This is a genomic window from Dactylosporangium sp. NPDC049742 (assembly GCF_040674675.1).
Taxonomy (GTDB): Bacteria; Actinomycetota; Actinomycetes; order Mycobacteriales; family Micromonosporaceae; genus Dactylosporangium; species Dactylosporangium maewongense.
Genome location: NZ_JBFANF010000034.1, coordinates 16372 through 36331, shown reverse-complemented (window position 1 = coordinate 36331; position 19960 = coordinate 16372). Strand labels below are relative to the sequence as shown.

Below are 19960 nucleotides of genomic sequence, written 5' to 3'. Positions count from 1 at the left end.
CAGCCACGCCTCGCCGCTGAGTTGGTGAACCGCGCGTCGGCTGCAGCGGGCCCAGATTAGGTTTGCACGTCGCGTCGTGTCAATCACGTCGCTCGTCATGCAGGCACGACGTGCGACGCAGGGGCCGGATCCCGGGCCATCTGCCACCCGTGAACCGCCGCGAGCAAAACGCGCGAAACCTCCAGAACGTCAATTGCCTTCGCAACAACGGCAAGGCTGGAAGCCAGCTGGCCGGCTCCATACCCTCCTCCGCAACACCCGGTGAACACCCCTGTAATCGCCGGGCAACACAAGGAGGAAACGTGACCCAACCCGTGATCGAGTTGAGGGAGGCGACCAAGCGCTTCCGCGGCTCGACCGGAATCATGACAGCGGTTCAGAACCTCACCATGACCATTCGCCCAGGCGAATTCGTGGCGGTGGTCGGCCCGACCGGCTGCGGCAAATCCACCACGCTGTCGTTGGTTTCGGGCCTCGAACCGGCATCTTCCGGCGAGGTTCTGGTGGGCGGCAAGCCGGTGCAAGGCATCCCGGCGGGTATCGGCTACATGTTCCAGCAGGACGCGATCATGCCGTGGAAGAACGTGCTGGACAACGTCGCCGCCGGACCGCGTTTCCGCGGCGTGCGCAAGGCCGACGCGCGGGCCGTCGCGACGACCTGGGTCGAGCGGGTCGGACTCGCCGGCTTCGAGTCCTACTACCCCCATCAGCTGTCCGGTGGCATGCGCAAGCGAGTGGCGCTCGCGCAGACACTCGTCAACGAACCGAAGATCATTCTGATGGACGAGCCGTTCAGCGCGCTGGACGTACAGACGCGCAGCCTGATGCAGGACGAGCTGCTGCGACTGTGGGCCGGCACCGGCGCGGCCGTGATCTTCGTGACGCACGACCTCGAGGAGGCGATCGCACTCGCCGACCGGGTCGTCGTGCTGACCGCCGTCCCGGCGACCATCAAGGCCGACTTCGTGATCGATCTTCCCCGACCTCGTGACGTCGAGGAGATCCGTCTCACCACGGCGTTCCTCGACATCTACCGCGAGATCTGGGACTGCCTGCGCGAAGAGGTCGCCCGAGCGAGAAGGGGAGCGACACTCAATGCTGCCTGACACCGACGTACCGCGGCACCCCACGCAGGCACCGTCCGCAGACGCCGAACGCGCGGCGGTCCGGGCCGCGAGCCGATCACGGCGCCGCCGTCTCGCACTGGTCTGGGGCGTCCGGATCCTGCTGGTCACGGTCGGCCTGTCGGCGTGGGAGCTCGCCGCGCGGTACTGGGTCGACTTCGACGGGCGGACCCACTTCAGCAAGCCGCTGGACTGGAAGGACCACGCCCAACGCTGGGGCATCGACCAGTTCTTCTACTCCCAGCCCTCGCAGATCTGGCAACGCCTGCACGACTGGTTCACCGTCGGGCCGAGCAGTGGCCCGATCTGGGAGCACATCGGCGTCACCCTCTGGGAGGCGACGTCGGGCTTCGTCATCGGATCGATCGCCGGCGTCGTGCTCGGCATCCTGCTCGGCCGGGCCCGTTTCGCCGCCGAGGTGCTCGCCCCGTTCATCAAGGCCGCCAACGCCATTCCGCGGATCGTGCTGGCATCGCTGTTCGTCATCTGGTTCGGCCTCGGCCTGTCCTCCAAGATCGCCACCGCCGTGGTCCTCGTCTTCTTCGCGGTCTTCTTCAACGCGTTCCAAGGTGCCCGCGAGGTGGACCGCAACCTGGTCAACAACGCCCGCATCCTGGGGGCGAGCCGGACGAAGGTGCTCACCTCCATCGTCATCCCGAGCGCCACGTCCTGGATCCTGGCCTCGCTGCACGTCGCCTTCGGCTTCGCGCTGATCGGCGCGGTCGTCGGTGAGGTCATCGGCGCCAAGCGCGGCCTCGGACTGCTGATCGCCCACTCCCAGGGCACCTTCGACGCGGCCGGGATCTACGCCGGAATGATCATCATCACCGTCGTCGCCCTCGGCGCGGAGTGGCTGCTCACCGCCATCGAGAAACGCCTACTCCGCTGGCGCCCGCCTTCGGCGAGCGAAGCCAGCCATGTCTAACGACCATCCACAAAGGAGTGACTGGAACATGCGGAAGTTCTTGACAACCGTCCTCGCCGTCGGCCTGACGGCCGGCCTGGCAGCCTGCAGCACGGCCGAGAGGCCGACGGCCCCGAAGACCGAAGGTCCGCTGGCGAAGGTCCGGATCGGCGTCGGTGGCATCAACAAGGTCATCTACATGCCCGCGATGCTCACCGAACGGTTGGGCTACTTCGCCGCCGAGGGCCTGGAGGTCGAGCTCTCCGACGAGCAGAACGGCGTCAACCAGGAGAACGAGATGCTGGCCGGGCACCTTGACGGGGTGGTCGGATTCATGGACCACGCCTACACCCTGCAGCTCAAGGGCAAGTGCGTCCGGAGCGTCGTACAGTTCGCCAACACGCCGCTGGAGAAGGTCATGCTGTCGTCGAAGGACGCGGCGACGGTGAAGACGATGGCGGACCTGAAGGGCAAGAAGGTCGGGTTCACCAGCAAGGGTTCCTCCACCAACGCCCTGATCAACTCGCTGATGGCGAAGGCCGGCGTCAAGGAGGGCGACTTCGTCGGTGTCGCGGCCGGCGCCGGCTCCACCTTCGTCGCCGCGATCGAGAACGGCGGCATCAACGCGGGTATGACGACACCACCCACGTCGACCACCCTGCTGAGCAAGGGCACCGCGACGACCCTGGTCGACCTGTCCACTGTGGACAGCACGAGGAAGGCGCTCGGCGGGCTCTACCCGGCCAGCTCCCTCTACATGCCCTGCGACTGGGTGGCGGCCCACCCGCGGGAGTCCCAGAAGCTGGCCAACGCCTTCGTCAAGACCCTGCGGTTCATCGGGAGCAACTCGGCGGAGGACATCGCCGCCAAGATGCCGGCCGACTACGCGGGAGGCAACCCGCAGCTGTACGCGGCGTCGATCAAGGAGACCAAGGACGGGTTCACCACCGACGGCGTCATCGACGCCGACGGCGCCCGCAACGTCATCGAGGTCCTCGCCGCCGGCATCCCCGAGGTCGCCAGCGGCAAGGCGTCCATCGACGTGACGAAGGGGTACACGACCGAGTTCGTGACCAAGGTCCCCAAGGCGTGACCGGTCGTTCAGCCACCTGACCGGAGCGACAGCTCGACGGTCGGCGGGTCCCGCCACTGCGGACCCGCCGACCAGTCACGATGCGTCCTGGTCGGCTCCCGTTTCGGCAGCCAGCACGGCCGGCAGACGGGCGGCGAACACGGCACCCTCACCGTCGCCGCCGAGCTGGGCCAGCCACACCGCGCCACCGAGCGCGTGCACCGACTGCTGGACGATGGCCAGCCCGAGCCCCCGGCTGTCGCCGGCCCGCGTCGACACGCCCTGTTCGAACATGCGGTCCACCATCGACGAAGCGACGCCGTCACCGGAGTCGGCAACGCTCACGTGCAGGGTGTCCTGTTCGCCCGCGAGCACGATCTCCACCCATGCCGGGCGCGTCGCGCCCAGACGTGCGGCGTCGATCGCGTTGTCGAGCAGATTGCCCAGAATGGTGATCACCTCGACCGGGGCCGTCACTCGCCGAGCCACCCAGCTGCCCTCACTGATGTCCAGGCCCACGCCCTTCTCCGCGGCGAGGGCGCGCTTCGCCGCCAGGAACGCCCGCAGGTACGGGTCCAGGATCGCCTGGTCGTCCGCATCCGTCATGACAACCGACGAGGCCGACACCATGTGGAGATACTCCACCGCCTCAACGTGGTGCCCGGTCTCGAGCAGACCGGCGATCAGGTGCAGCCGGTTGGAGAACTCGTGCCGCTGCGCCCGCAGGCCCTCCGTCAGTGTCCGGACGGCGTCGAGCTCGCTGACCAGCTTCTCGAAGTCGGTGCGATCGCGCAGCGTGAGCACCCGACCGAGACTCCGCCCTTCGCGCCACACCTGCCTGCGGGTGGCGACCAGCACCCGGTCGCCGGCGACGGTGACGAGGTTGTCCGCGTCGCCGTCGTCGGACAGTGCCGATCGGACCCCCACGGGCAGGTCGATGTCGGCCAGCGTGGCACCCACCGGCGAATGGATGCCCAGCAGCCGCTCGGCCTCCCCGTTGTAGACGGAGATGCGGCCGGCGGCGTCCACCGCGAGCATCCCTTCACCGATGCCGTGCAGCACCGCCTCCCGCTCCTGCAGGAGTTCGGCGAGCTCATGGGGCTCCAGGCCGAGCGTCAGCCGCCGCAGCCGCCGCGTCAACAGCGCCGCCCCCGCCACGCCGAGCGCCAGCGCCGCCAGGGTGTACAGGCCGGCCACCGCCACGATCCCCCGCCAGCGCGTCTGGATGTCGTTCAGGTCGATGCCGACGCTGACGATGCCGATCACCTGACCGGTCTGATCGCGCAGTGGCACCTTGGCCCTGGCGGAGTCGCCGAGTGTGCCCCGCTGGACGGTGACCACGTCGCGACCGGCCAACGCCTCAGAAGGATCGGTGCTCACCCGGTGCCCCACCTCGCCCGGGATCGGGTGCGACAGGCGTATGCCGTCCTTGTCGGTGACGACGACAAAGAGCACGTCGGTGCTGAGGCGCACCGCCTCTGCTCGCGCCTGGACCACGCCGTCCGGGTCGTGCCGGCCGGTTCGAGGGTCGATCCGGTTCGCGGCCTCCACGATGTCCGGGTCCGTGGCGACGGCATGCGCGACAGCGCGGGCTCGCTCGCCGTACTGCGCGGTCAGCTCACCATCCAGCAGCCAGCCGAAGACGAACAGCCCGACACTCACCACAAGCGTGATCACGACGACCTGCAACAGCAGCGTCTGGCGCGCGAAACTCAATCGCGGGCGAAGCATGCCACGACGGTACGGCGCCACCCGACCCGCCACGAACGGCACCCAGAACAAGGCGGCGCGAACCCGCAACTTTCGACGAAGACATCGACCACCAGGATTTCCGCTATGTAGCGGATTGAGTGTCGCCGTCGTCTTCGAAACCGCGTAGTCCAGTACAGACTGCCGCCCGCATGCGACGGCAGGTAGCCGACCAGCGTTGGCGCGACACGGCGACGGAGGTCAGCGTCGTCCACGACGCGTCCGGGCGTCATGCAGCCGTCGGCTACTTTCGACAACGGCCGCGAGACCTACTGGTCGAGCGACCCGGCGAACGGCCCGGGCAACGCCGCGCTGGTCGTCGTACTGGTGGTCGCCGCCATCGCCTGGAGGCGCCGTCGACGGGCCGCGCCGGCCGTACCGCTGCCGACGACGTCGCCGGAGCCGGCCGTCGGCACCGGGTCTGCCGCCGTCCCCGCCGACGTCCACGAGTCTGGCTATCGGCTGGCGGTCGACTACGGCACTTCCAACACCGTGGCGGTGCTGAGGTGGCCTGACGGGCGGACCCGGCCGCTGCTGTTCGGCTCCTCCCCGCTGCTGCCCTCCGCCGTGCAGAACGCCGACGGCAGGCTGCTGACCGGGCAGGACGCCCGCAACGCCGCCCGAGCCGACCCGGCGTCGCACGAACCGAACCCGAAGCGCCGGATCGACGACGGCCGGGATCCTGCTCGACGCCGCGGGCAGGGCCGGCCTGCCCACCCCCGCCCTAGTCGCGGAGCCGCTCGCCGCCGGCGCCTACTACGCGTCGGTCCTCGGCCACTGCATCGACCAGGGACATGACCTGCTCGTGTACGACCTGGGCGCCGGCACCTTCGACGTCGCCGTGCTCCGGCGGGCCGGCACCGGCGCGGACATCACCGCGGTGGGCGGCCTCGACGACCTGGGCGGCCTCGACTTCGACGCGCTGATCGTGGCGGCCGCGGCGCCGACGGCACCCGACCCGCAGTGGCAGCTGCTGCTCGAGCCGCGGACCCCGTCGCAGGCCCGGTTCACGCACATGTTGCGGGACGACCCCCGGGCGGTGAAAGAGACGCTGTCGCGCCACTCGGTCGCCAGCCTGGCGCTGCCTGCGCTCGACCGCGACGTTCACGTCACCGCGAGCAGTTCGAGACCGCCGCGCTGCCGCTCATCAGCAGGACCGTCGCGGTCACCGCCGCGACCGTTCCCGACAGGAAGCTGCTCGACGGAGTCTTCCTCGTCGGCGGCTCCACACGAGTGCCGCTGGTCGCGACCGTGCTGTTCCAGCAGCTCGGGATCCAGCCGACGGTCATCGAGCAGCCGGAGATGGTCGTCGCTGAGGGTGCCCTGTACGCGACCGGTTGATCCGCCCAGACGCGGCGCTCCTCCCGACACTGGCGGTGGAACAAGGGACGCGTCTCTTCAGCGAACTTTCAGGACGGCCGGCCTACGTTTCCACGGCATTCTGCGGATTCGACGCCTACGGCGCCGTCATGAGGGAGAGCTGTGTCCTTGACCATCAACAGGCGCGTGACTCCGGGCGGGTGGCAGACCAAGGTGCCCGCGATCACCGCCACATTCTGGATCATCAAGGTGCTGTCCACGACGATCGGGGAGACCGTCGCGGACTACCTCGCCGTGAGCGTCGGCCTCGGGCCCGCGGTGACCGACGCGATCATGTTCGCCCTGCTGGTGGCCGCGCTGATTGTCCAGTTCCGCACCCGCAGGTACACGCCCTGGATCTACTGGCTCTGTGTGGTGCTGGTGAGCATCGTCGGCACCCAGATCACCGACTTCTTCACCGACGTCCTGGGCGTGCCGCTCTATCTCAGCACCGCCGTGTTCGCGGTCCTGCTGGCGGCGGTGTTCGCGATCTGGTACCGGCAGGAACGCACGCTTGCCATCGCCTCCATCAACACGCCTCGCCGCGAGGGCTTCTACTGGGCGGCGATCCTGACCACGTTCGCGCTCGGGACCGCCGCGGGCGACTTCGCCACCGAGGCGCTCAACCTCGGCTTCCGCAACGGCACGTTGCTCTTCGGCGGGCTGATTCTGGCGACGTGGATCGCGTTCCGGCTCGGCGCCGGGCAGGTGTTGACGTTCTGGATCGCCTACGTGCTCACCCGGCCGCTCGGGGCGTCGCTCGGCGATCTGCTCACCCAGGACAAGGACCTCGGCGGGCTGGCTCTCGGCGCGAGCGTCACCAGCCTGCTGTTCCTGGTGGCCATCCTCGTGCTCGTCGTCCGCGAGCAGATCCTGGTCGGCCGCCACGGGGTCGCCGAGAAGAACGCCGGACCGAGCGGCGGCCGCGGCCAGGACTACGCCTGGGCCGGTGTCTGCGCCCTGGCGGTCGTCGTGGCCGGGTTCGGGCTCAGCCTGGTGCAGGGATCGTCGCCGGGCACGGACCCGCAGGCCGACGCCGCCCTGACCACGGCCACCGGGACGGGCCCTTCCGCCGCGGCCCAACTGGTACACCCGACGACCAGGCTCGGCAACCTCAGCAAGTTCGCGGTGATCGTGTCCGACGTCCAGGGCAAGGTCACCTCGAACGACCTCGTGGGCGCGAAGACCCGCGTCAAGGACCTCGAGGTGGCTTGGGACAACGCCGAGGCCGGGCTCAAGCCGCGAGACGCCACCAGGTGGCACGAGGTCGACGACCGGATCGACGCTGTGCTCACCGCCCTGCGCTCGGCGCATCCCACCCAGGCCGCCTGCGCACCGGCGGTGGCCGACCTGATGAAGACGCTGAACACCTTCGACGGGGTCTGACGGAGCAGCCGTCTGCCTACTGCGGGTCCGCACCGACTGGTGCGGACCCGTTCGAGACTCCTGGGACGATGGGCCCTGGACCTGCTGCGTTCGGCCAGGGTCTCTGGCCCCGATCTCGCCCGGCGGACCGCACCGGGTCCGCGATCGATCCTGGCGCGCCGCGGCATCCCGGAGTCCGGGCCCGGGCGGCAGGCGGTCAGTCGCCGCGGATCATGGTCAGATCCGGGCGCCGGGTGGTGAGCACCAGGGTGGTCACCGCCAGCGCGGCGGCGCCCAGGATCGTCAGCGCGACTGCCACGAGATAGCCCACCGGCAGTGCCAGCCGGTCCGGCGGCGGGTCGAAGACCCCGCTGAGGATGGCGACGAGCACCTGGGCCATCCCGGTCCCGCCCGCCGCACCGAGTGCCAGCGCCGGGAGGGTGACGACGCAGGCCTCCGCCGCCACGAACCCGGCGATGTGCCGCGGTCGGGCACGGAGCACGCCGAGGATGGTGAAGGTGCGGCGGCGCTCGGCCAGGTCGACGAAGAGCACCAGCCCGGCCGCGGCCACGGCGAGGGCCAGCGCGAAGCCGAGCTCGATGCGGGTCAGCCCGGTGAGGTCGACGCCCGTGAGGCTGGAGCCGACGGTGGCTCGGGCGGCCGTGATGTCGGTGATGACCGGCCCGGTGCCGAGCCGCTCGCGCAGCGCCGTGGCCACTGCGGCCGGGTCGGTGCCGTTGGTGTCGACGAGGTGGGTGCTCGGGCCGGTGCCGCTCTGGGCGGCGACGTAGTCGGCGTTGGCGACCAGGAAGCTGTCCGTCGGGGCCGTCGGGAACTCGTTGACGACGCCGAGGAAGTGGAAGACGACCGGGGTCGGGGTGCCGGTGCCGGAGTCCGTGACGCGCAGGGTGAGGCGGTCGCCGGGCTTGAGCTGGAAGTCGACGACGGTCTCGGCGGAGACCAGGACGCCGTCGGGGTGCCGGGAGAGTTGTTGCATCAGGCCGGCGGCGGTGCCGCCGGTGAACCAGGCGTCGGCCAGGTGGGCGCCGCCGGTGACGGTGGCGGGATGGACGGCGTAGAGGTCCTGGAGGTCGGCGCCGACGTAGGCGTACCGATGCTGGATCGTCTCGATGTGGCGGACGCCGGGCGTGGTCGCGATGGCGGAGGTGAGGTCCGACTGGCTGCCGGGCGGGGGCGTGATGGTGACGTCGGCGCCGTTGGTGAGACGGGCGTCGACCTCGGCCTGCTGACGGTAGGTGGCAGTGAAGCCGGCCGTGGAGACGGCGAACGCGACCGCGCAGGCGATGAGCGTGGCTGCGGTGGCGATCATGTGGCGGCGGCGGTGCAGCGTGGCGGCGACCGGACCGGCGAGCGGACCGGCCAGGGGACGCAGCAGGCGTCCGAGCGCGGTGCGGCCGTGGCGCAGGACGGCGGCGACGAGACGCCAGACGAGCAGTGCACCGCCGAGCCACAGCAGCGCCGGTCCGGCGAACGCCCAGTAGTCGACCGCGATCTTCGGGGCGCCTTCGGGGGCCAGGACCAGCTGGTAGCCGTGAGCGGTCGTGACCCGCAGCAGCAGGGCCGCGGCGGTGAGGGCGATGACGTCGAGGCCGACGCGCAGGACGAGCGGTGTGCGGGTGGTGGTGACCTCGGCGCGGGCGGCCGCGACGCCGCCGGTGCGCAGGGAGCGCCAGGTCGGTAGCACGACCGCTCCGGCGGCGACGGCGAGCCCGCACAGGCCTGCGGCGGCGAGCCATGCCGGGCCGCTCGTGCCGCCGAGTGCGGTCGCGGCGCCGATGCCGAGCGCGGCGCCGGTGATGCCGCTGAGGGCCGCCTCGACGGTGGTGACCGCGAGGACCTGGCGGGCGGTGGCGCCGCGGGTGCGCAGCAGGGCCTGTTCCCGGCGGCGGCGTGGGGCGGCGGCCGTGACGACCGTGGCGGTGAGCAATCCGGCGAGGGCGGCGCCGGGGGTGGCGAGGAACAGGAACAGGGCGGTGGCGTAGGCGGCGTCGGCGCGGGCGGCTGCCAGGGCAGTGCCGAGGTTGTCGGTGGTGCGGCCGGCGCCGGCAAGGGTGGCGTCGAGGTGGTGGGCGGCGCCGGTGGCCGCGGTGTACGCCTGGTCCGGGCCCGCCGGGAGCCGCCGGTCGGTGCGGACGTGCAGCTGTGTGGTGGCCGGCAGCGGATCGAGCCAGGTGGCGAAGACGTCGGCCGGGAGCAGCAGGACGTTGTCGGGTGGCGCGGTCGCGGTGCCACCGGTGGCCAGCAGCGTGTCGGCGTGCGGCAGGTCGACGATGCCGGCGACGGTGACCTGGGCAGCGAGGAGGCCGGGACGCTGGACGGTGAGCACGGTGCCGGGGACCGCGCGGAGGTTGGCGGCGGTCTGCTGGGCCAGCAGCACGCCGTCGGCGGTGCCGGCGAGGACGCGGATCTGGGCCGGGAACGCCGACCGGTAGCCGGATGGCAGGCCCAGCACGACGGCGGCGCCGGTGGTGCTGACGGTCCCGGGCTCCCGCGTGGACAGGGCCGGCACGTCGGCGTAGCGGACCGGCAGGGCGGTGACGACGCCGGGTTCCGCGCGCACGGTGCCCAGCGCCGCGGCGGGGTCGGCGGCGGCATCGAGGTGCACCTGCCAGTCGACGTCGACGGGGGCGACGGCGCGGCGGGTCATGGACGCCTTGGCGGCACCGAGAAACGCCCCCACACTCGCCAGCAGCGCGACCGCGACCGCGATGCCGGCCGCGGTGGCGAGGATCCGGCCGGGGCGGCGCCGCACCAGCCCGGCGAGCCAGGTCAGCATGCCGTCTCCGGTCCGCGCCGGACGACCCCGTTCGCCATCCGCCACCGGTGCTCGAGACGGCCGGCGACGGCATCGTCGTGGGTCGCCACCACCAGCGCGGCGCCGAGCCGGTCGGCGGCCGCGAGCAGGACGTCGACGAGGTGCGCGGCGCCGGTGGAGTCCAGGGCGGCGGTCGGCTCGTCGGCGACGATGAGGCCGGGATCGGCGGCGACGGCGCGGGCGACGGCGACGCGCTGCGCCTGCCCGCCGGAGAGCTCGTGCGGCAGGCGGGTGCTCAGGTCCGTCAGATCCAGCCGGGCGAGGGTCTCCGCCGCGGCCTCGCGGGCCGCGTCCGGGGTGCGGCCGGCCAGCAGCAGCGGCAGGCTGACGTTCTCCGCGACGTCGAGGGCCGGCAGCAGGCCGGGGCGCTGCAGCACGACGCCGACCAGGCCGGGGTGGCTGCGCGGGTGCCCGCCGATGCTGGGCCAGCGGGCGGTGCCCGCGGTGGGCTCGTCGATCCCGGCGACGATGTGCAGCAGCGTCGTCTTGCCGGAGCCGGACACGCCGGTCACGGCGATCCGGGCCGCGGCGGGCACGACGCAGCTGACGTCCCGCACGGCGGTGGCGGGTCCGAAGGTACGGATCAGGTGCTCACCGACGAAGGCGTCCATTCACGCCACCCCGCCGTCGCGCAGTTGCAGGACCCGGTCGGCGGCGCGGGCGACCGCCCGGCTGTGGCTGGCGACGAGGACGGCGGTCCCGGCGGCGGCGCGGGCGGCCAGCAGACCGAGGATGGCGCGCTCGGTGAGCTCATCGAGCTCGCCGGTCGGTTCGTCGGCGACCAGGACGGCCGGGTCGTTGGCCAGTGCGACGGCGAGGGCGGCCCGGGCGGCCTGCCCGCCGGAGAGCTCCCCGGGCCGGGCAGCGCCGCGGCCGTCCAGGCCGACAGCGGCGATCCGGGCGGCGATGTCGTCGCCGTCGCGCGGCCGGCGGGCCAGCCGGCGGGCGAAGGCGACGTTCTGCGCGACGGTGAGGTGCTCCAGCAGGTTGCCGGCCTGGTAGAGCACGCCGATGTGCTGGGCGCGCAGCCGCGCGCGGGCGGCCTCGGGGCGGCGGGTGATGCGCCGGCCGGCGATCCAGACGCTGCCACCGTCGGGTTCGTCGAGGCCGGCGAGACACGCCAGCAGCGTCGATTTACCGGAGCCGGACGGGCCGGTCAGGGCGAGCCACTCCCCGGCCGCCACCTCGAGCGAGACCCCACGCAGCGCGAGGACCTCCTCGTCGTCGGCGTGGAAGAACCGGAACAGGCGTTCGGCGCGTACTGCGACCGGGGCGCTCATCGCAGCCACCGGACGGAGTCGGTGACGATCCGCCACGGGTCGACGTTGTCGGCGCCGTGCGGGCCGGCCAGGGTCACGGTCAGCAGCGATGACGGCGGATGCCAGTACTCGTAGCGCTCGACGTCGTCGTTGACGACCTTGCCGGTCACCGGGTCGGGCGAGGCGTCGGCGCGGTAGGTCGTCAGGAGCGCCTGGCCCGCGGTCCGCTGCACCGTCGAGGACTGACCGGCGACCGCCTCGGGCGCGGCCGGGCGGGTGCCGAGGCTGACGGTGATGGTGTTGAGCTTGTCGGTGAACGTGACGGTGCCGCCGGACTCGGCCCGCGCCCAGCCCTCCGGCACCTTGAGCGCGTACTCGCCGCCCGCCGGCCGGTACTCGACGAACGCCTGGTTGTCGGGGATGTCGCCGGCTCCCCCGGCGTCCGGCGCGGCGCCCGAGCCGCAACCGGCGAGCCCCAGGGTCGCCACCGCTATCAGGACCGCGAGCGGGCCGTTGATTCGCATGCCGGGACCGTAGGCTCCGCAGCCTGAAGACCGGCTGAATGAGGACGGTTCGGCGTTCCTTCAGCTCCGCTTCAGGCACGCCGGCCTAGCGTCGGCGCGTGCTCGAACGGATCGGAATTCCCGCTCGGCTGCTCCCCCATCTCGTACTGGGCTGGGCGGTCACCTGGTTCGCCGTCATGGCGCTGCACGGCGGCTCGTCCTGGCACTACTTCGTGCAGGGCGCATCCGCGCTCGCCGACGCCGACGACCCGGTGAGCGGCGGCCTGCACGTCTACGCGGCCGCACCGGTCCTGCAGATCGGCCCGCTCACCTTCCTGGCCGTGCTCCCGCTGCTGCCGGCCGGCACGGCGGCGGCGCTCCTCGGCTGGCAGGTCCTCGGCGCCGCGGCCGGCCTGCTGGTGCTGTGGCTGACCCGTGGCCTGGTCCCTGCCGAGGCCCGCGACGACGGATTCCTCGTCGTCGCCGCGGGCTCTTTCATGCCCATCTGGATGTTCCTGGCCGTCGGCGTCACCCACGTCGACGACGTCCTTGCGCTGCTGCTGTCCGTCGCCGCCCTCTGCGCCGCCCGCTCTGGGCGGGCAGCGCTCGCAGGGCTGCTGCTCGGCCTGGCCGCCGACGCCAAGCCGTGGGCGGTCGGGTTCGCCGCCCTGCTGCTCCTGCTGCCCGGCTGGCGCCGCCGGCTGCTGGCCGCCGCGGTGGTCGCGGCGACCGTGGCCGCGGCGTGGCTGCCGTTCTTCGCCGCCGATTCGGGGACGGGCGACGCGGTGCGGTTCACCATCCAGAACGCTCCGGTGTCGGCCCTGCACGCGCTCGGCGTGCACGACGCCCGGACTCCGGCCTGGGATCGTCCCGCGCAGCTCGTGCTCGCGCTGGCCCTGGGTGCGGTCGCCGTGCACCGGGGCCGCTGGGCGGCGATTCCGCTGCTGGCCGTGGCCTCACGGCTGGTGCTGGAGCCGGGCGGCAACAAGTACTACCTCGCCGGCATTCTCGTCGGCACCGTCATCTGGGACTGGGCGGGCTCGCGCGCCACCCTGCCGTGGTGGACGATGTCGTCCTGCTTCGGCCTGTTCGTCTCCCGTTTCGTGCCGATGCCGGACCGGCTGCACGGCTGGCTCCTGGTGGTGTTCTTCGCCGCCGTGTGCACCCTGCTCCTCGGTCCGCGCCGCGATGGCGGCCAGCGGGCGGCAGGACCCCGGCCGGTCGCGAGGTCATGCCGCCGCTGTACCGCCACGCGCCCCGCTCAGGCGGGCGGGGTGTACGCCGGAAGGTTGGCCGCCACCAGGTGCTGCCCGAAGCTGAAGACGTTCGGGTCGCGGGCGTCGACGGTGGCGCTCACCCAGTGGTTCTGGGCCTCGCCGAAGGTGGTCACCCTGGTGAAGTTCTCCACCACGTTCGGTCCCGCCAGACCGGCCGCGTTCGTCGTCGCGTAGTCGGTGAGGGGCTTGTCCGTCTCGAAGCTGTGGCTGTCGCCGTTGACCAGGACCACCCGGCCGTTGAAGGCCGTGGTCTGCAGGAACAGTTCCTTCTTGGTGTCCGCGTAGTGGGTCAGCACCGCGGTCGGGTCCCACATGTCGGCCTGCGTGATGATCATGATGCCCTTGCTGCGGGCGGCCTTGGCGGCCGCGAAACCGGCGCGCAGCCATTCGAGGTTCGCGGCGTTGCGGGCCGCGTACTCGGCCTGCCCCTGCTCGGCCGGGCCGTTCTTGCCGCCGTCGGCGAAGTTGTTGTCACTGCCGGGGATGTTGACGGTGATGAACGTGACCGGGCCGCGCGTCCAGCGGGCGTTCTCCGGGTAGGCGGCGCTCTGCTGGATCACGCTCATCGGGCGCCGGCCCTGGCTGAGGTTCGTGGTGAAGAAGATCGAGCGCAGGTACGCGAGCCGGTCGCTGGAGTCCGACACCAGGCCGCCGACGGTGCTCGGGCGGTCGCAGTCGGTCCACTCGTTGTCGCCGGGGGTGTAGACCACCGGCGCCTGGAACTGCCCGAAGAGACCCTTCGCGTACTTGTACACGTCCGGGTGGGCGGCGTCGGCGACCGCCTTGTCCGGAGTCGGGTTGGCCGGGTTGGTCGGGTGCGGGTCGGCGTAGCAGGGCTCGCTGCCGTTCTTGATGTCGCCGTCGAAGACCGAGAAGGCGAGTCGGCTCGCGTTCATGTCGGCGACGACGTTGCCGATGCGGGACCGGCCGTAGTCGCCGTACGGCATGTCGCCGAACAGGCCCACGTCGAACGTGTCGCCGTGGCCGCGGTCGTCGTGGCCGCCGTCGGCGATCGCCGGCGACGGGCCGCCGCCCGCCAGGACCACGCCCAGGATCAGGGCTGCGCCGGCCGCGGTCAGGCCGAGGGACAGTTTGGTACGCATCGCGACTCCTCCGGGAACGATCTGCCCCCGGAGTGTCGTCCGCCTCGGTTACGCCCCGGCGGCACTCGGCCAATGCTCCTACAACTTGTAGGTGAACGGCGGGCGGTCCGGCGGCCGCTCCCCTGTGGTTACGAGACCAGGCCGCGGCGGAACGCCTCGGCGACCGCGCCGGCACGGTCGCGTACCCCGAGCTTGTCGTAGATGTGCAGCAGGTGGGTCTTGATGCTCGCCTCGCTGATGAGCAGGCCGGCGGCCGCCTCCCGGTTGCTGGCGCCGTCGGCGATGAGCTTGAGCACCTGCAGCTCGCGCTGGCTCAGCGTGCCCGACACCGGGCGGCGGACCCGGCCCATCAGCCGCCCGGCCACCGCCGGCGCCAGCACCGACTCGCCCCGCGCGGCGGAGCGCACCGCGCGCAGCAGGTCCTCCACGGGGGCGTCCTTCAGCAGGTACCCGGTGGCGCCGGCCTCGATGGCGGGCAGCACGTCGTGGTCGGTGTCGAACGTGGTCAGCACCAGCACCCGCACCTCCGGCGCCCGCTGCCGGAGCCGCCGGATCGCCTCGGCGCCGTCGACCACCGGCATGCGCAGGTCCATGAGCACGACGTCCGGCCGCAGCTCGACGGCCCGCTCGACCGCCGCGGCGCCGTCGCCGGCGACGCCGACGACCTCGAACTCGGCGGTGCCGGCGAACGCGCCCCGCAGCCCGTCGCGCACGATCGGATGGTCGTCGACGATGAGCAGGCGGATGGGCGGGGTCACGACGGCCTCGTTTCCGGGGTCAGGGCCGGCACGGTGACGTTGAGGGTGGTGCCGTCGCCGGGTTCGCTTTCGATGGTGAGGGTGCCCTGCACGCGCTCCGCCCGCTGGCGCACGCCGTGCAGGCCGAAGCCGCTGCCGTCCGCGCCGCCGCCGGGTGGCACCGCCGCCGGGTCGAAGCCGGCGCCGTCGTCGCGCACGTCGAGCATCACCACGTCGTCAAGATAGGACAGGGTGACGGCCACCCGGGCGGCGCCGGCATGTTTGGCGACGTTGGCCAGCGCCTCCTGCGCGGCGCGGAACAGCGTGACCTCGATCTCGGTGTGCAGCGTGCGCGCCTCTCCGGTGGTCTCCAGCTGTACCGGCACGCCCGAGGTCCGCGACCACCGCGCGGCGAGGTCGGCCAGGGCCTCGGGCAGCCGGACGTCCTCCAGCTCCTGCGGGCCGAGCGCGGCGACCGAGCGGCGGGCCGCGGCCAGGCTCTCCCGGGCCAGCGTGTGGACCTGGTCGACGTGGTGGCGCCACAGCCGCGGATCGTCGCGGACCCGCTCGGCGGCCTGCAGCTGCGTGATGATGCCGGTCAGCCCCTGGGCGAGGGTGTCGTGGATCTCGCGGGCCATCCGCTGCCGCTCGTGGTGGATGCCGGCCTCCCGGGCCTGCTCGAGCAGCTGCGCGTGCAGGCCCGCGTTCTCGGCAAGCGCGGTCCGCAGCTGCGCCACCGCCCGGTGACGCTGCTCGGTCTCGTCGCTGAAGCGGTACCCCAGGTAACCGAACCAGCCGATGAGGAACGTCTGCAGGGCCACGATCAGCACCACCATCGTGGCCCACTCGGGGGTGTCGGGCACGCCGCCCGGCAGCACGTTGACCAGGCAGGAGGTCAGGAAGATGCTGACGAACGCCCACCGCGGCGGGAGCACCTCGTAGGCCTGCACGAAGCCGACGGTGGCGAAGACGAAGAAGGCCGGCTGCCAGGACATCAGTACCGCCGCCAGGGCCAGCTGCCCGCCGACGTACAGCAGCATCGGGCCGGTCCGCCGCGTCCACGACGGCGGGCGCAGGGTGTACATGCCCAGCGCCCAGGCGGCGGTCACCGCGACCAGAGCCAGGGTGACCAGCCGGTCGCGTGCGCTCTGGCCCGGGCTCAGCAGGCCCAGCACCGCCGACACGCCGAGCAGGATGTACGGCAGGGGCACCAGGAGCCGCTGCAGGCGCAGCCGCGACTCCGACGTCTCGGGCAGCTCGAACGGCACGCTCGTCATGCCCCCACCCCACCGTAGATTCACTCCCAGCGGAAGCATCGGATCGCGAGCAGCGCGGTGAGCACCGCGTAGGCGGCCAGCACCGCGATGGCCTGGCCGGACGGCCAGCCGCCGTCCGTGGTGTCGCGCAGCCCCTGCACCGCCGCGCCGAGCGGGGTGAAGTCGCTGACGCGCACCAGCGCGTCCGGCATCACCTCGCGCGGCGCCCACAGACCGGCGAAGAACATCAGCGGGAAGAACAGCGCGGTGCCGATGCCGCTCGCCGCCCGGCTGGAGGGCGTCACCGCGCCGACGAGCAGGCCCAGCCCGAACATCGCCGCCCCGGTGAGCAGGAGTACCAGCACGAGCCCGAGGACCTGTCCCGGCGGGCGCACGTCGAAGGCGAGGCCGGCCACCACGTACAACAGCAGCAGCGTGGCGAAGGCGAGCAGCGCCTGCACCGCGACCTGGGCGGCGAGCACCCGCCCCGGGCCGACCGGCGTCGTGGCCAGCCGGCGCAGCACGCCCTTCTCCCGGTACTGCCCGAGGAACAGCGGCGTCACGAACAGCGCCATGGCGGCCAGGCCCATGATCGCGATGATCGGCGCGTACAGGTCGATGACGCGCAGCCCGTCCAGCGCCGGATCGGAGCGGCGGAACGCCGGCACGCTGCCCAACGCCACGAGCAGCACCAGGGGGAAGGCGGTGCACCAGATGTAGGCGCTCGGTTCGCGCAGGAACAACCGCAGCTCTGCCGTGGTCATTCGGTACAGTGCTGACACCTCAGGCTCCCTGCTCGTCCGGTTGCGTCTCGGCCTGGCGCCCGGTCAGCGCCAGAAATGCGTCGTCCAGACCGGACTGCTCCACCCGCAGCTCGGCGGCGATGATCTGGTTGCGGGCCAGCACGGCGGTCACGGCGTGCACCAGGTTGCCGGTGCCGGTCACGATCACCTGTGTGCCCTGCCGGGTCACGCCGGTGACCTCGGGCAGCTCGGTGAGCAACCGGTCGTCCAGCGGGCTCGCCGGGCGGAACCGCAGCCGCTGCGGCGCGTCGACCTTGGCGACGAGCCCGGCCGGGGAGTCGAGCGCGACGACCCGGCCGGCGTCGATGAGCGCCACCCGGTCGCAGAGCCGTTCGGCCTCGTCCATGAGGTGGGTGACGAGCACGACGGTCACGCCGCGCGAGCGGACCTGCTCGACCACGTCCCAGGCGTCGCGACGGGCCTGCGGGTCCAGGCCCGTGGTCAGCTCGTCGAGCACCGCCACCCGCGGGTTGCCGACCAGCGCGAGCGCGATCGACACCCGCTGCTTCTGCCCGCCGGACAGCTTGCCGAAGCGGGTGCGCCGCTGCTCGGACAGGCCCAGGTCGGACAGCAGCGCCTCCCAGTCGGCCGGGTCGCGGTAGAAGCTCGCGTACAGCCGCAGCGCCTCGGCGACGGTCAGCCGGTCGGGCAGGTGGCTCTCCTGCAACTGCATGCCCAGCCGGTGCCGCAGCTCGCCCCCGTCGCGGCGCGGGTCCAGCCCCAGCACGCTGATCGTGCCGCCGTCGGGCCGGCGCAGCCCGGCGATGCACTCGACCGTGGTGGTCTTGCCCGCACCGTTCGGGCCGAGGATCCCGAAGATCTCGCCCTCCCGCACGGCGAACGAGACGCCGTCGACCACGTCGCGTTCGCCGTACCGCTTCCGCAGGTCGGTGACTGTGATGATGTCCACGCCCTCAGCCTGCGGCACGGCGCGCCGCGGCGGATCGACCGCGCGGCACCTCAGTCGGTGGGCTTCCGGATCAACCGATCGGTGGATGCGCTCAACCGTCCGGTGACGGCTTCCACACCTCTTCCATGGCCGTTGCACGGGGCTTGCACCGCGGCTCGGCAGGGTGTTCCGCAGAGGTAGCACGGTGCTCCTCGGGTATGTCAGGAGGCTCGGATGAGGGGAATCGTCGAGGGCATGGGCGGCCGGTTGCTGGCCATGTTCGTGCCGAAGATCAGTGCGTCGGCGGGCTGTGGCAGCTGGCCGTCGTGCTGGCAGTGCATCAGCCGGTGCGGGCGGGCGCTGCCCTGCGACGCCTGCACCGTCGGCGAGATCGACAAGCCCGGTGAATGGATCTTCTGCAAGGGCTGCTGATCGGCTGAGGCCGCGGGGCGGCTGACCGCTGCCGCCGTGCGGCTTCCCGCCTCCGGCCGAGGCCGCGAAGCCGGTGCTCCGACGTGGAATCCACGGTCGGAGCCGGGTGGTCGGGCCTCGGCCGGGGGCGGCCGGGCGTCAACGAGTCGAAGCGAAGGGAATCTCCGATGCACTATCTGGCCATCACCGTGCGCTGCGCGATCGGGCTGGTGTTCCTGGCGTCCACGGTCGGCAAGCTGCGGGGACGGGGCGCGTTCCCCGCGTTCGTCGCCTCCCTGCGCGGCGTCGGCCTGCTGCCGCGGCGCCTGGTCCGTCCGGCCGCGATCGTTCTGGTGGTGGCGGAGGGTGCGCTGTGTGCGGCGCTGGCGGTGCCCACGGGGCTCGTTCCCGGCCTCGCGCTGGCCGGTGCGGCCCTGCTCCTGGGCGTCTTCACGGTGGGGGTGGCGGTCGCGGTACGACGCGGGACCGCGAGCACCTGCCGCTGCTTCGGCGCCTCCACCGAGCGACTCGGCCGCCGGCACGTCGTCCGCAACATGCTGCTCACCGGCCTGGCGACGGGGGGAGCCGCCGCGGCGTTCGCGGCGGCTGCGTCACCATCCGGCTCCCTCCGCCCGGCGGGGCTGCTGCTCGCCGGCTTCGCCGGCCTGCTGCTGGGCTTCCTGGCCACCAGATTCGACGACCTCGCGGCCGTGTTCCGCGGGGTCGAGCACGATCCGCGACTCACCACTACGTTTAGGAGCCACAGATGACCGTCCTTGTCGCGGCCGTTCTGGTCGTTGGCCTGCTCAGCGCCGTGAACTTCCTGCTCACGTTCGGCGTGCTCAAGCGTCTGCGGGAGCACACGGCGCTGCTGTCCAACACTGCCGGCCCCTCCGCCGAGCTGGGCATCGCCGACCCGGTGGGCGACTTCACCGCGGTCGACACCGATGGCGTACCAGTACGCCGCGAGCTGCTGCGTGGGGAGACCTTCGTGGCCTTCGTCTCCACGTCCTGCGACTCCTGCCGGGAGAAGCTGCCCGAACTCGTCGAGCACGCCCGGCGGGTGCCCGGCGGCCGGGAGCAGGTGCTGGCCGTCGTCGCGGACGGCGCCGACGACGCCGACGGGTTCGCCGACCGGCTCGCAGCGGTGGCGCGGGTCGTGGTCGAGCCGAAGGGCGGCCCGCTCAGCAACGCGTTCCGGGCCTTCACCTATCCCACCATGATGTGGGTCGGCCCGGACGACGCCGGCCGGGTGGTCCGGATCAAGCAGACGGCGCCGGCCCCGGCATGACCGGGTGGCGGACACGGCGCGG

General features: G+C 72.3%; 18 protein-coding genes and 1 pseudogene. 10 read left to right on the top strand and 9 right to left on the bottom strand.

Features of this window, described 5'->3' with window-relative positions; genetic code table 11:
• The first annotated feature begins 302 nt into the window (after positions 1 to 302).
• Genes AB0J72_RS34025 through AB0J72_RS34015 form a run of 3 tightly spaced genes read left to right on the top strand, consistent with a single transcriptional unit; the run spans position 303 to position 3121 of the window.
• Positions 303 to 1106, top strand: a complete 804-nt coding sequence (locus tag AB0J72_RS34025) for an ABC transporter ATP-binding protein (RefSeq protein WP_344513105.1) — start codon at positions 303 to 305, stop codon at positions 1104 to 1106.
• Positions 1096 to 2049, top strand: coding sequence for an ABC transporter permease (locus AB0J72_RS34020; RefSeq protein WP_363405774.1), 954 nt, complete (start codon positions 1096 to 1098; stop codon positions 2047 to 2049). Before AB0J72_RS34025 ends, AB0J72_RS34020 begins: the two co-directional genes overlap by 11 nt.
• Positions 2050 to 2077: 28 nt before the next feature.
• Complete coding sequence (locus tag AB0J72_RS34015; protein WP_363405772.1) at positions 2078 to 3121, top strand: ABC transporter substrate-binding protein; 1044 nt, start codon at positions 2078 to 2080, stop codon at positions 3119 to 3121.
• A 75-nt stretch (positions 3122 to 3196) separates the two neighbouring features.
• On the opposite strand, the gene AB0J72_RS34010 is transcribed toward AB0J72_RS34015, so the two are convergent.
• Positions 3197 to 4873, bottom strand: a complete 1677-nt coding sequence (locus AB0J72_RS34010) for a sensor histidine kinase (protein ID WP_363405770.1) — start codon at positions 4871 to 4873, stop codon at positions 3197 to 3199.
• Positions 4874 to 5080: 207 nt separating this feature from the next.
• Here AB0J72_RS34010 and AB0J72_RS34005 point away from each other — a divergent pair, with 207 nt between their 5' ends.
• From AB0J72_RS34005 to AB0J72_RS33995, 3 genes and pseudogenes are all read left to right on the top strand, one after another.
• Positions 5081 to 5647 (top strand): hypothetical protein, encoded by a 567-nt coding sequence (locus AB0J72_RS34005; RefSeq protein ID WP_363405768.1) that lies wholly within the window; start codon positions 5081 to 5083, stop codon positions 5645 to 5647.
• Positions 5529 to 6190: pseudogene (locus AB0J72_RS34000) on the top strand (Hsp70 family protein). The gene AB0J72_RS34005 and the pseudogene AB0J72_RS34000 overlap by 119 nt, the downstream one beginning before the upstream one ends.
• A 147-nt stretch (positions 6191 to 6337) precedes the next feature.
• Positions 6338 to 7594 (top strand): hypothetical protein, encoded by a 1257-nt coding sequence (locus AB0J72_RS33995; RefSeq protein WP_363405766.1) that lies wholly within the window; start codon positions 6338 to 6340, stop codon positions 7592 to 7594.
• A 196-nt stretch (positions 7595 to 7790) separates the two neighbouring features.
• Here AB0J72_RS33995 and AB0J72_RS33990 read toward each other — a convergent pair whose 3' ends face one another.
• The 4 genes from AB0J72_RS33990 to AB0J72_RS33975 are packed head-to-tail and all read right to left on the bottom strand — an operon-like array spanning position 7791 to position 12192.
• Positions 7791 to 10370, bottom strand: a complete 2580-nt coding sequence (locus AB0J72_RS33990; protein WP_363405764.1) for an FtsX-like permease family protein — start codon at positions 10368 to 10370, stop codon at positions 7791 to 7793.
• Positions 10364 to 11020, bottom strand: a complete 657-nt coding sequence (locus AB0J72_RS33985; RefSeq protein WP_363405762.1) for an ABC transporter ATP-binding protein — start codon at positions 11018 to 11020, stop codon at positions 10364 to 10366. The genes AB0J72_RS33990 and AB0J72_RS33985 overlap by 7 nt, the downstream gene beginning before the upstream one ends.
• Entirely contained in the window at positions 11021 to 11689 is a 669-nt protein-coding gene (locus tag AB0J72_RS33980; RefSeq protein WP_363405760.1) for an ATP-binding cassette domain-containing protein, read from the bottom strand.
• Positions 11686 to 12192, bottom strand: a complete 507-nt coding sequence (locus AB0J72_RS33975; protein ID WP_363405758.1) for a hypothetical protein — start codon at positions 12190 to 12192, stop codon at positions 11686 to 11688. Before AB0J72_RS33975 ends, AB0J72_RS33980 begins: the two co-directional genes overlap by 4 nt.
• 98 nt (positions 12193 to 12290) lie before the next feature.
• Between AB0J72_RS33975 and AB0J72_RS33970 the strand changes: the two genes are divergently transcribed.
• A complete protein-coding gene (locus AB0J72_RS33970; RefSeq protein WP_363405756.1) occupies positions 12291 to 13622 on the top strand; it encodes a hypothetical protein in 1332 nt (443 codons plus the stop codon).
• A 1057-nt stretch (positions 13623 to 14679) separates the two neighbouring features.
• Here the strand turns inward: AB0J72_RS33970 and AB0J72_RS33965 are convergent.
• From AB0J72_RS33965 to AB0J72_RS33950, 4 genes are read right to left on the bottom strand one after another with little or no spacing between them, the layout of a single operon-like run.
• Complete coding sequence (locus tag AB0J72_RS33965) at positions 14680 to 15309, bottom strand: response regulator transcription factor (RefSeq protein WP_344513118.1); 630 nt, start codon at positions 15307 to 15309, stop codon at positions 14680 to 14682.
• Positions 15306 to 16565, bottom strand: coding sequence for a sensor histidine kinase (locus tag AB0J72_RS33960; RefSeq protein ID WP_363405753.1), 1260 nt, complete (start codon positions 16563 to 16565; stop codon positions 15306 to 15308). Before AB0J72_RS33960 ends, AB0J72_RS33965 begins: the two co-directional genes overlap by 4 nt.
• A gap of 20 nt (positions 16566 to 16585) precedes the next feature.
• Positions 16586 to 17326: an ABC transporter permease gene (locus AB0J72_RS33955; protein WP_363405751.1), complete on the bottom strand. Its 741-nt coding sequence runs from the start codon at positions 17324 to 17326 to the stop codon at positions 16586 to 16588.
• A gap of 1 nt (position 17327) precedes the next feature.
• Complete coding sequence (locus tag AB0J72_RS33950) at positions 17328 to 18257, bottom strand: ABC transporter ATP-binding protein (protein WP_363405749.1); 930 nt, start codon at positions 18255 to 18257, stop codon at positions 17328 to 17330.
• 213 nt (positions 18258 to 18470) lie between these two features.
• Here AB0J72_RS33950 and AB0J72_RS33945 point away from each other — a divergent pair, with 213 nt between their 5' ends.
• The 3 genes from AB0J72_RS33945 (at position 18471) to AB0J72_RS33935 (ending at position 19938) form a co-directional block, all read left to right on the top strand.
• The gene (locus AB0J72_RS33945) at positions 18471 to 18668 is read left to right on the top strand and encodes a hypothetical protein (protein ID WP_363405747.1); all 198 of its coding nucleotides are present in this window, start codon (positions 18471 to 18473) and stop codon (positions 18666 to 18668) included.
• A 167-nt stretch (positions 18669 to 18835) separates the two neighbouring features.
• Positions 18836 to 19417 (top strand): MauE/DoxX family redox-associated membrane protein, encoded by a 582-nt coding sequence (locus AB0J72_RS33940; RefSeq protein ID WP_363405745.1) that lies wholly within the window; start codon positions 18836 to 18838, stop codon positions 19415 to 19417.
• Positions 19414 to 19938, top strand: a complete 525-nt coding sequence (locus tag AB0J72_RS33935; RefSeq protein ID WP_363405743.1) for a redoxin domain-containing protein — start codon at positions 19414 to 19416, stop codon at positions 19936 to 19938. Before AB0J72_RS33940 ends, AB0J72_RS33935 begins: the two co-directional genes overlap by 4 nt.
• The last annotated feature ends 22 nt before the right edge of the window (positions 19939 to 19960 follow it).

What these genes read in the sequence shown, in the direction of transcription:
- AB0J72_RS34020 (WP_363405774.1), top strand. Translation starts at nt 1,096, where the DNA reads ATGCTGCCTGACACCGACGTACCGCGGCACCCCACGCAGGCACCGTCC.
- AB0J72_RS34015 (WP_363405772.1), top strand. Translation starts at nt 2,078, where the DNA reads ATGCGGAAGTTCTTGACAACCGTCCTCGCCGTCGGCCTGACGGCCGGC.
- AB0J72_RS34005 (WP_363405768.1), top strand. Translation starts at nt 5,081, where the DNA reads ATGCAGCCGTCGGCTACTTTCGACAACGGCCGCGAGACCTACTGGTCG.
- AB0J72_RS33990 (WP_363405764.1), bottom strand. Translation starts at nt 10,370, where the DNA reads ATGCTGACCTGGCTCGCCGGGCTGGTGCGGCGCCGCCCCGGCCGGATC.
- AB0J72_RS33985 (WP_363405762.1), bottom strand. Translation starts at nt 11,020, where the DNA reads ATGGACGCCTTCGTCGGTGAGCACCTGATCCGTACCTTCGGACCCGCC.
- AB0J72_RS33980 (WP_363405760.1), bottom strand. Translation starts at nt 11,689, where the DNA reads ATGAGCGCCCCGGTCGCAGTACGCGCCGAACGCCTGTTCCGGTTCTTC.
- AB0J72_RS33975 (WP_363405758.1), bottom strand. Translation starts at nt 12,192, where the DNA reads ATGCGAATCAACGGCCCGCTCGCGGTCCTGATAGCGGTGGCGACCCTG.
- AB0J72_RS33960 (WP_363405753.1), bottom strand. Translation starts at nt 16,565, where the DNA reads ATGACGAGCGTGCCGTTCGAGCTGCCCGAGACGTCGGAGTCGCGGCTG.
- AB0J72_RS33945 (WP_363405747.1), top strand. Translation starts at nt 18,471, where the DNA reads ATGAGGGGAATCGTCGAGGGCATGGGCGGCCGGTTGCTGGCCATGTTC.
- AB0J72_RS33940 (WP_363405745.1), top strand. Translation starts at nt 18,836, where the DNA reads ATGCACTATCTGGCCATCACCGTGCGCTGCGCGATCGGGCTGGTGTTC.
- AB0J72_RS33935 (WP_363405743.1), top strand. Translation starts at nt 19,414, where the DNA reads ATGACCGTCCTTGTCGCGGCCGTTCTGGTCGTTGGCCTGCTCAGCGCC.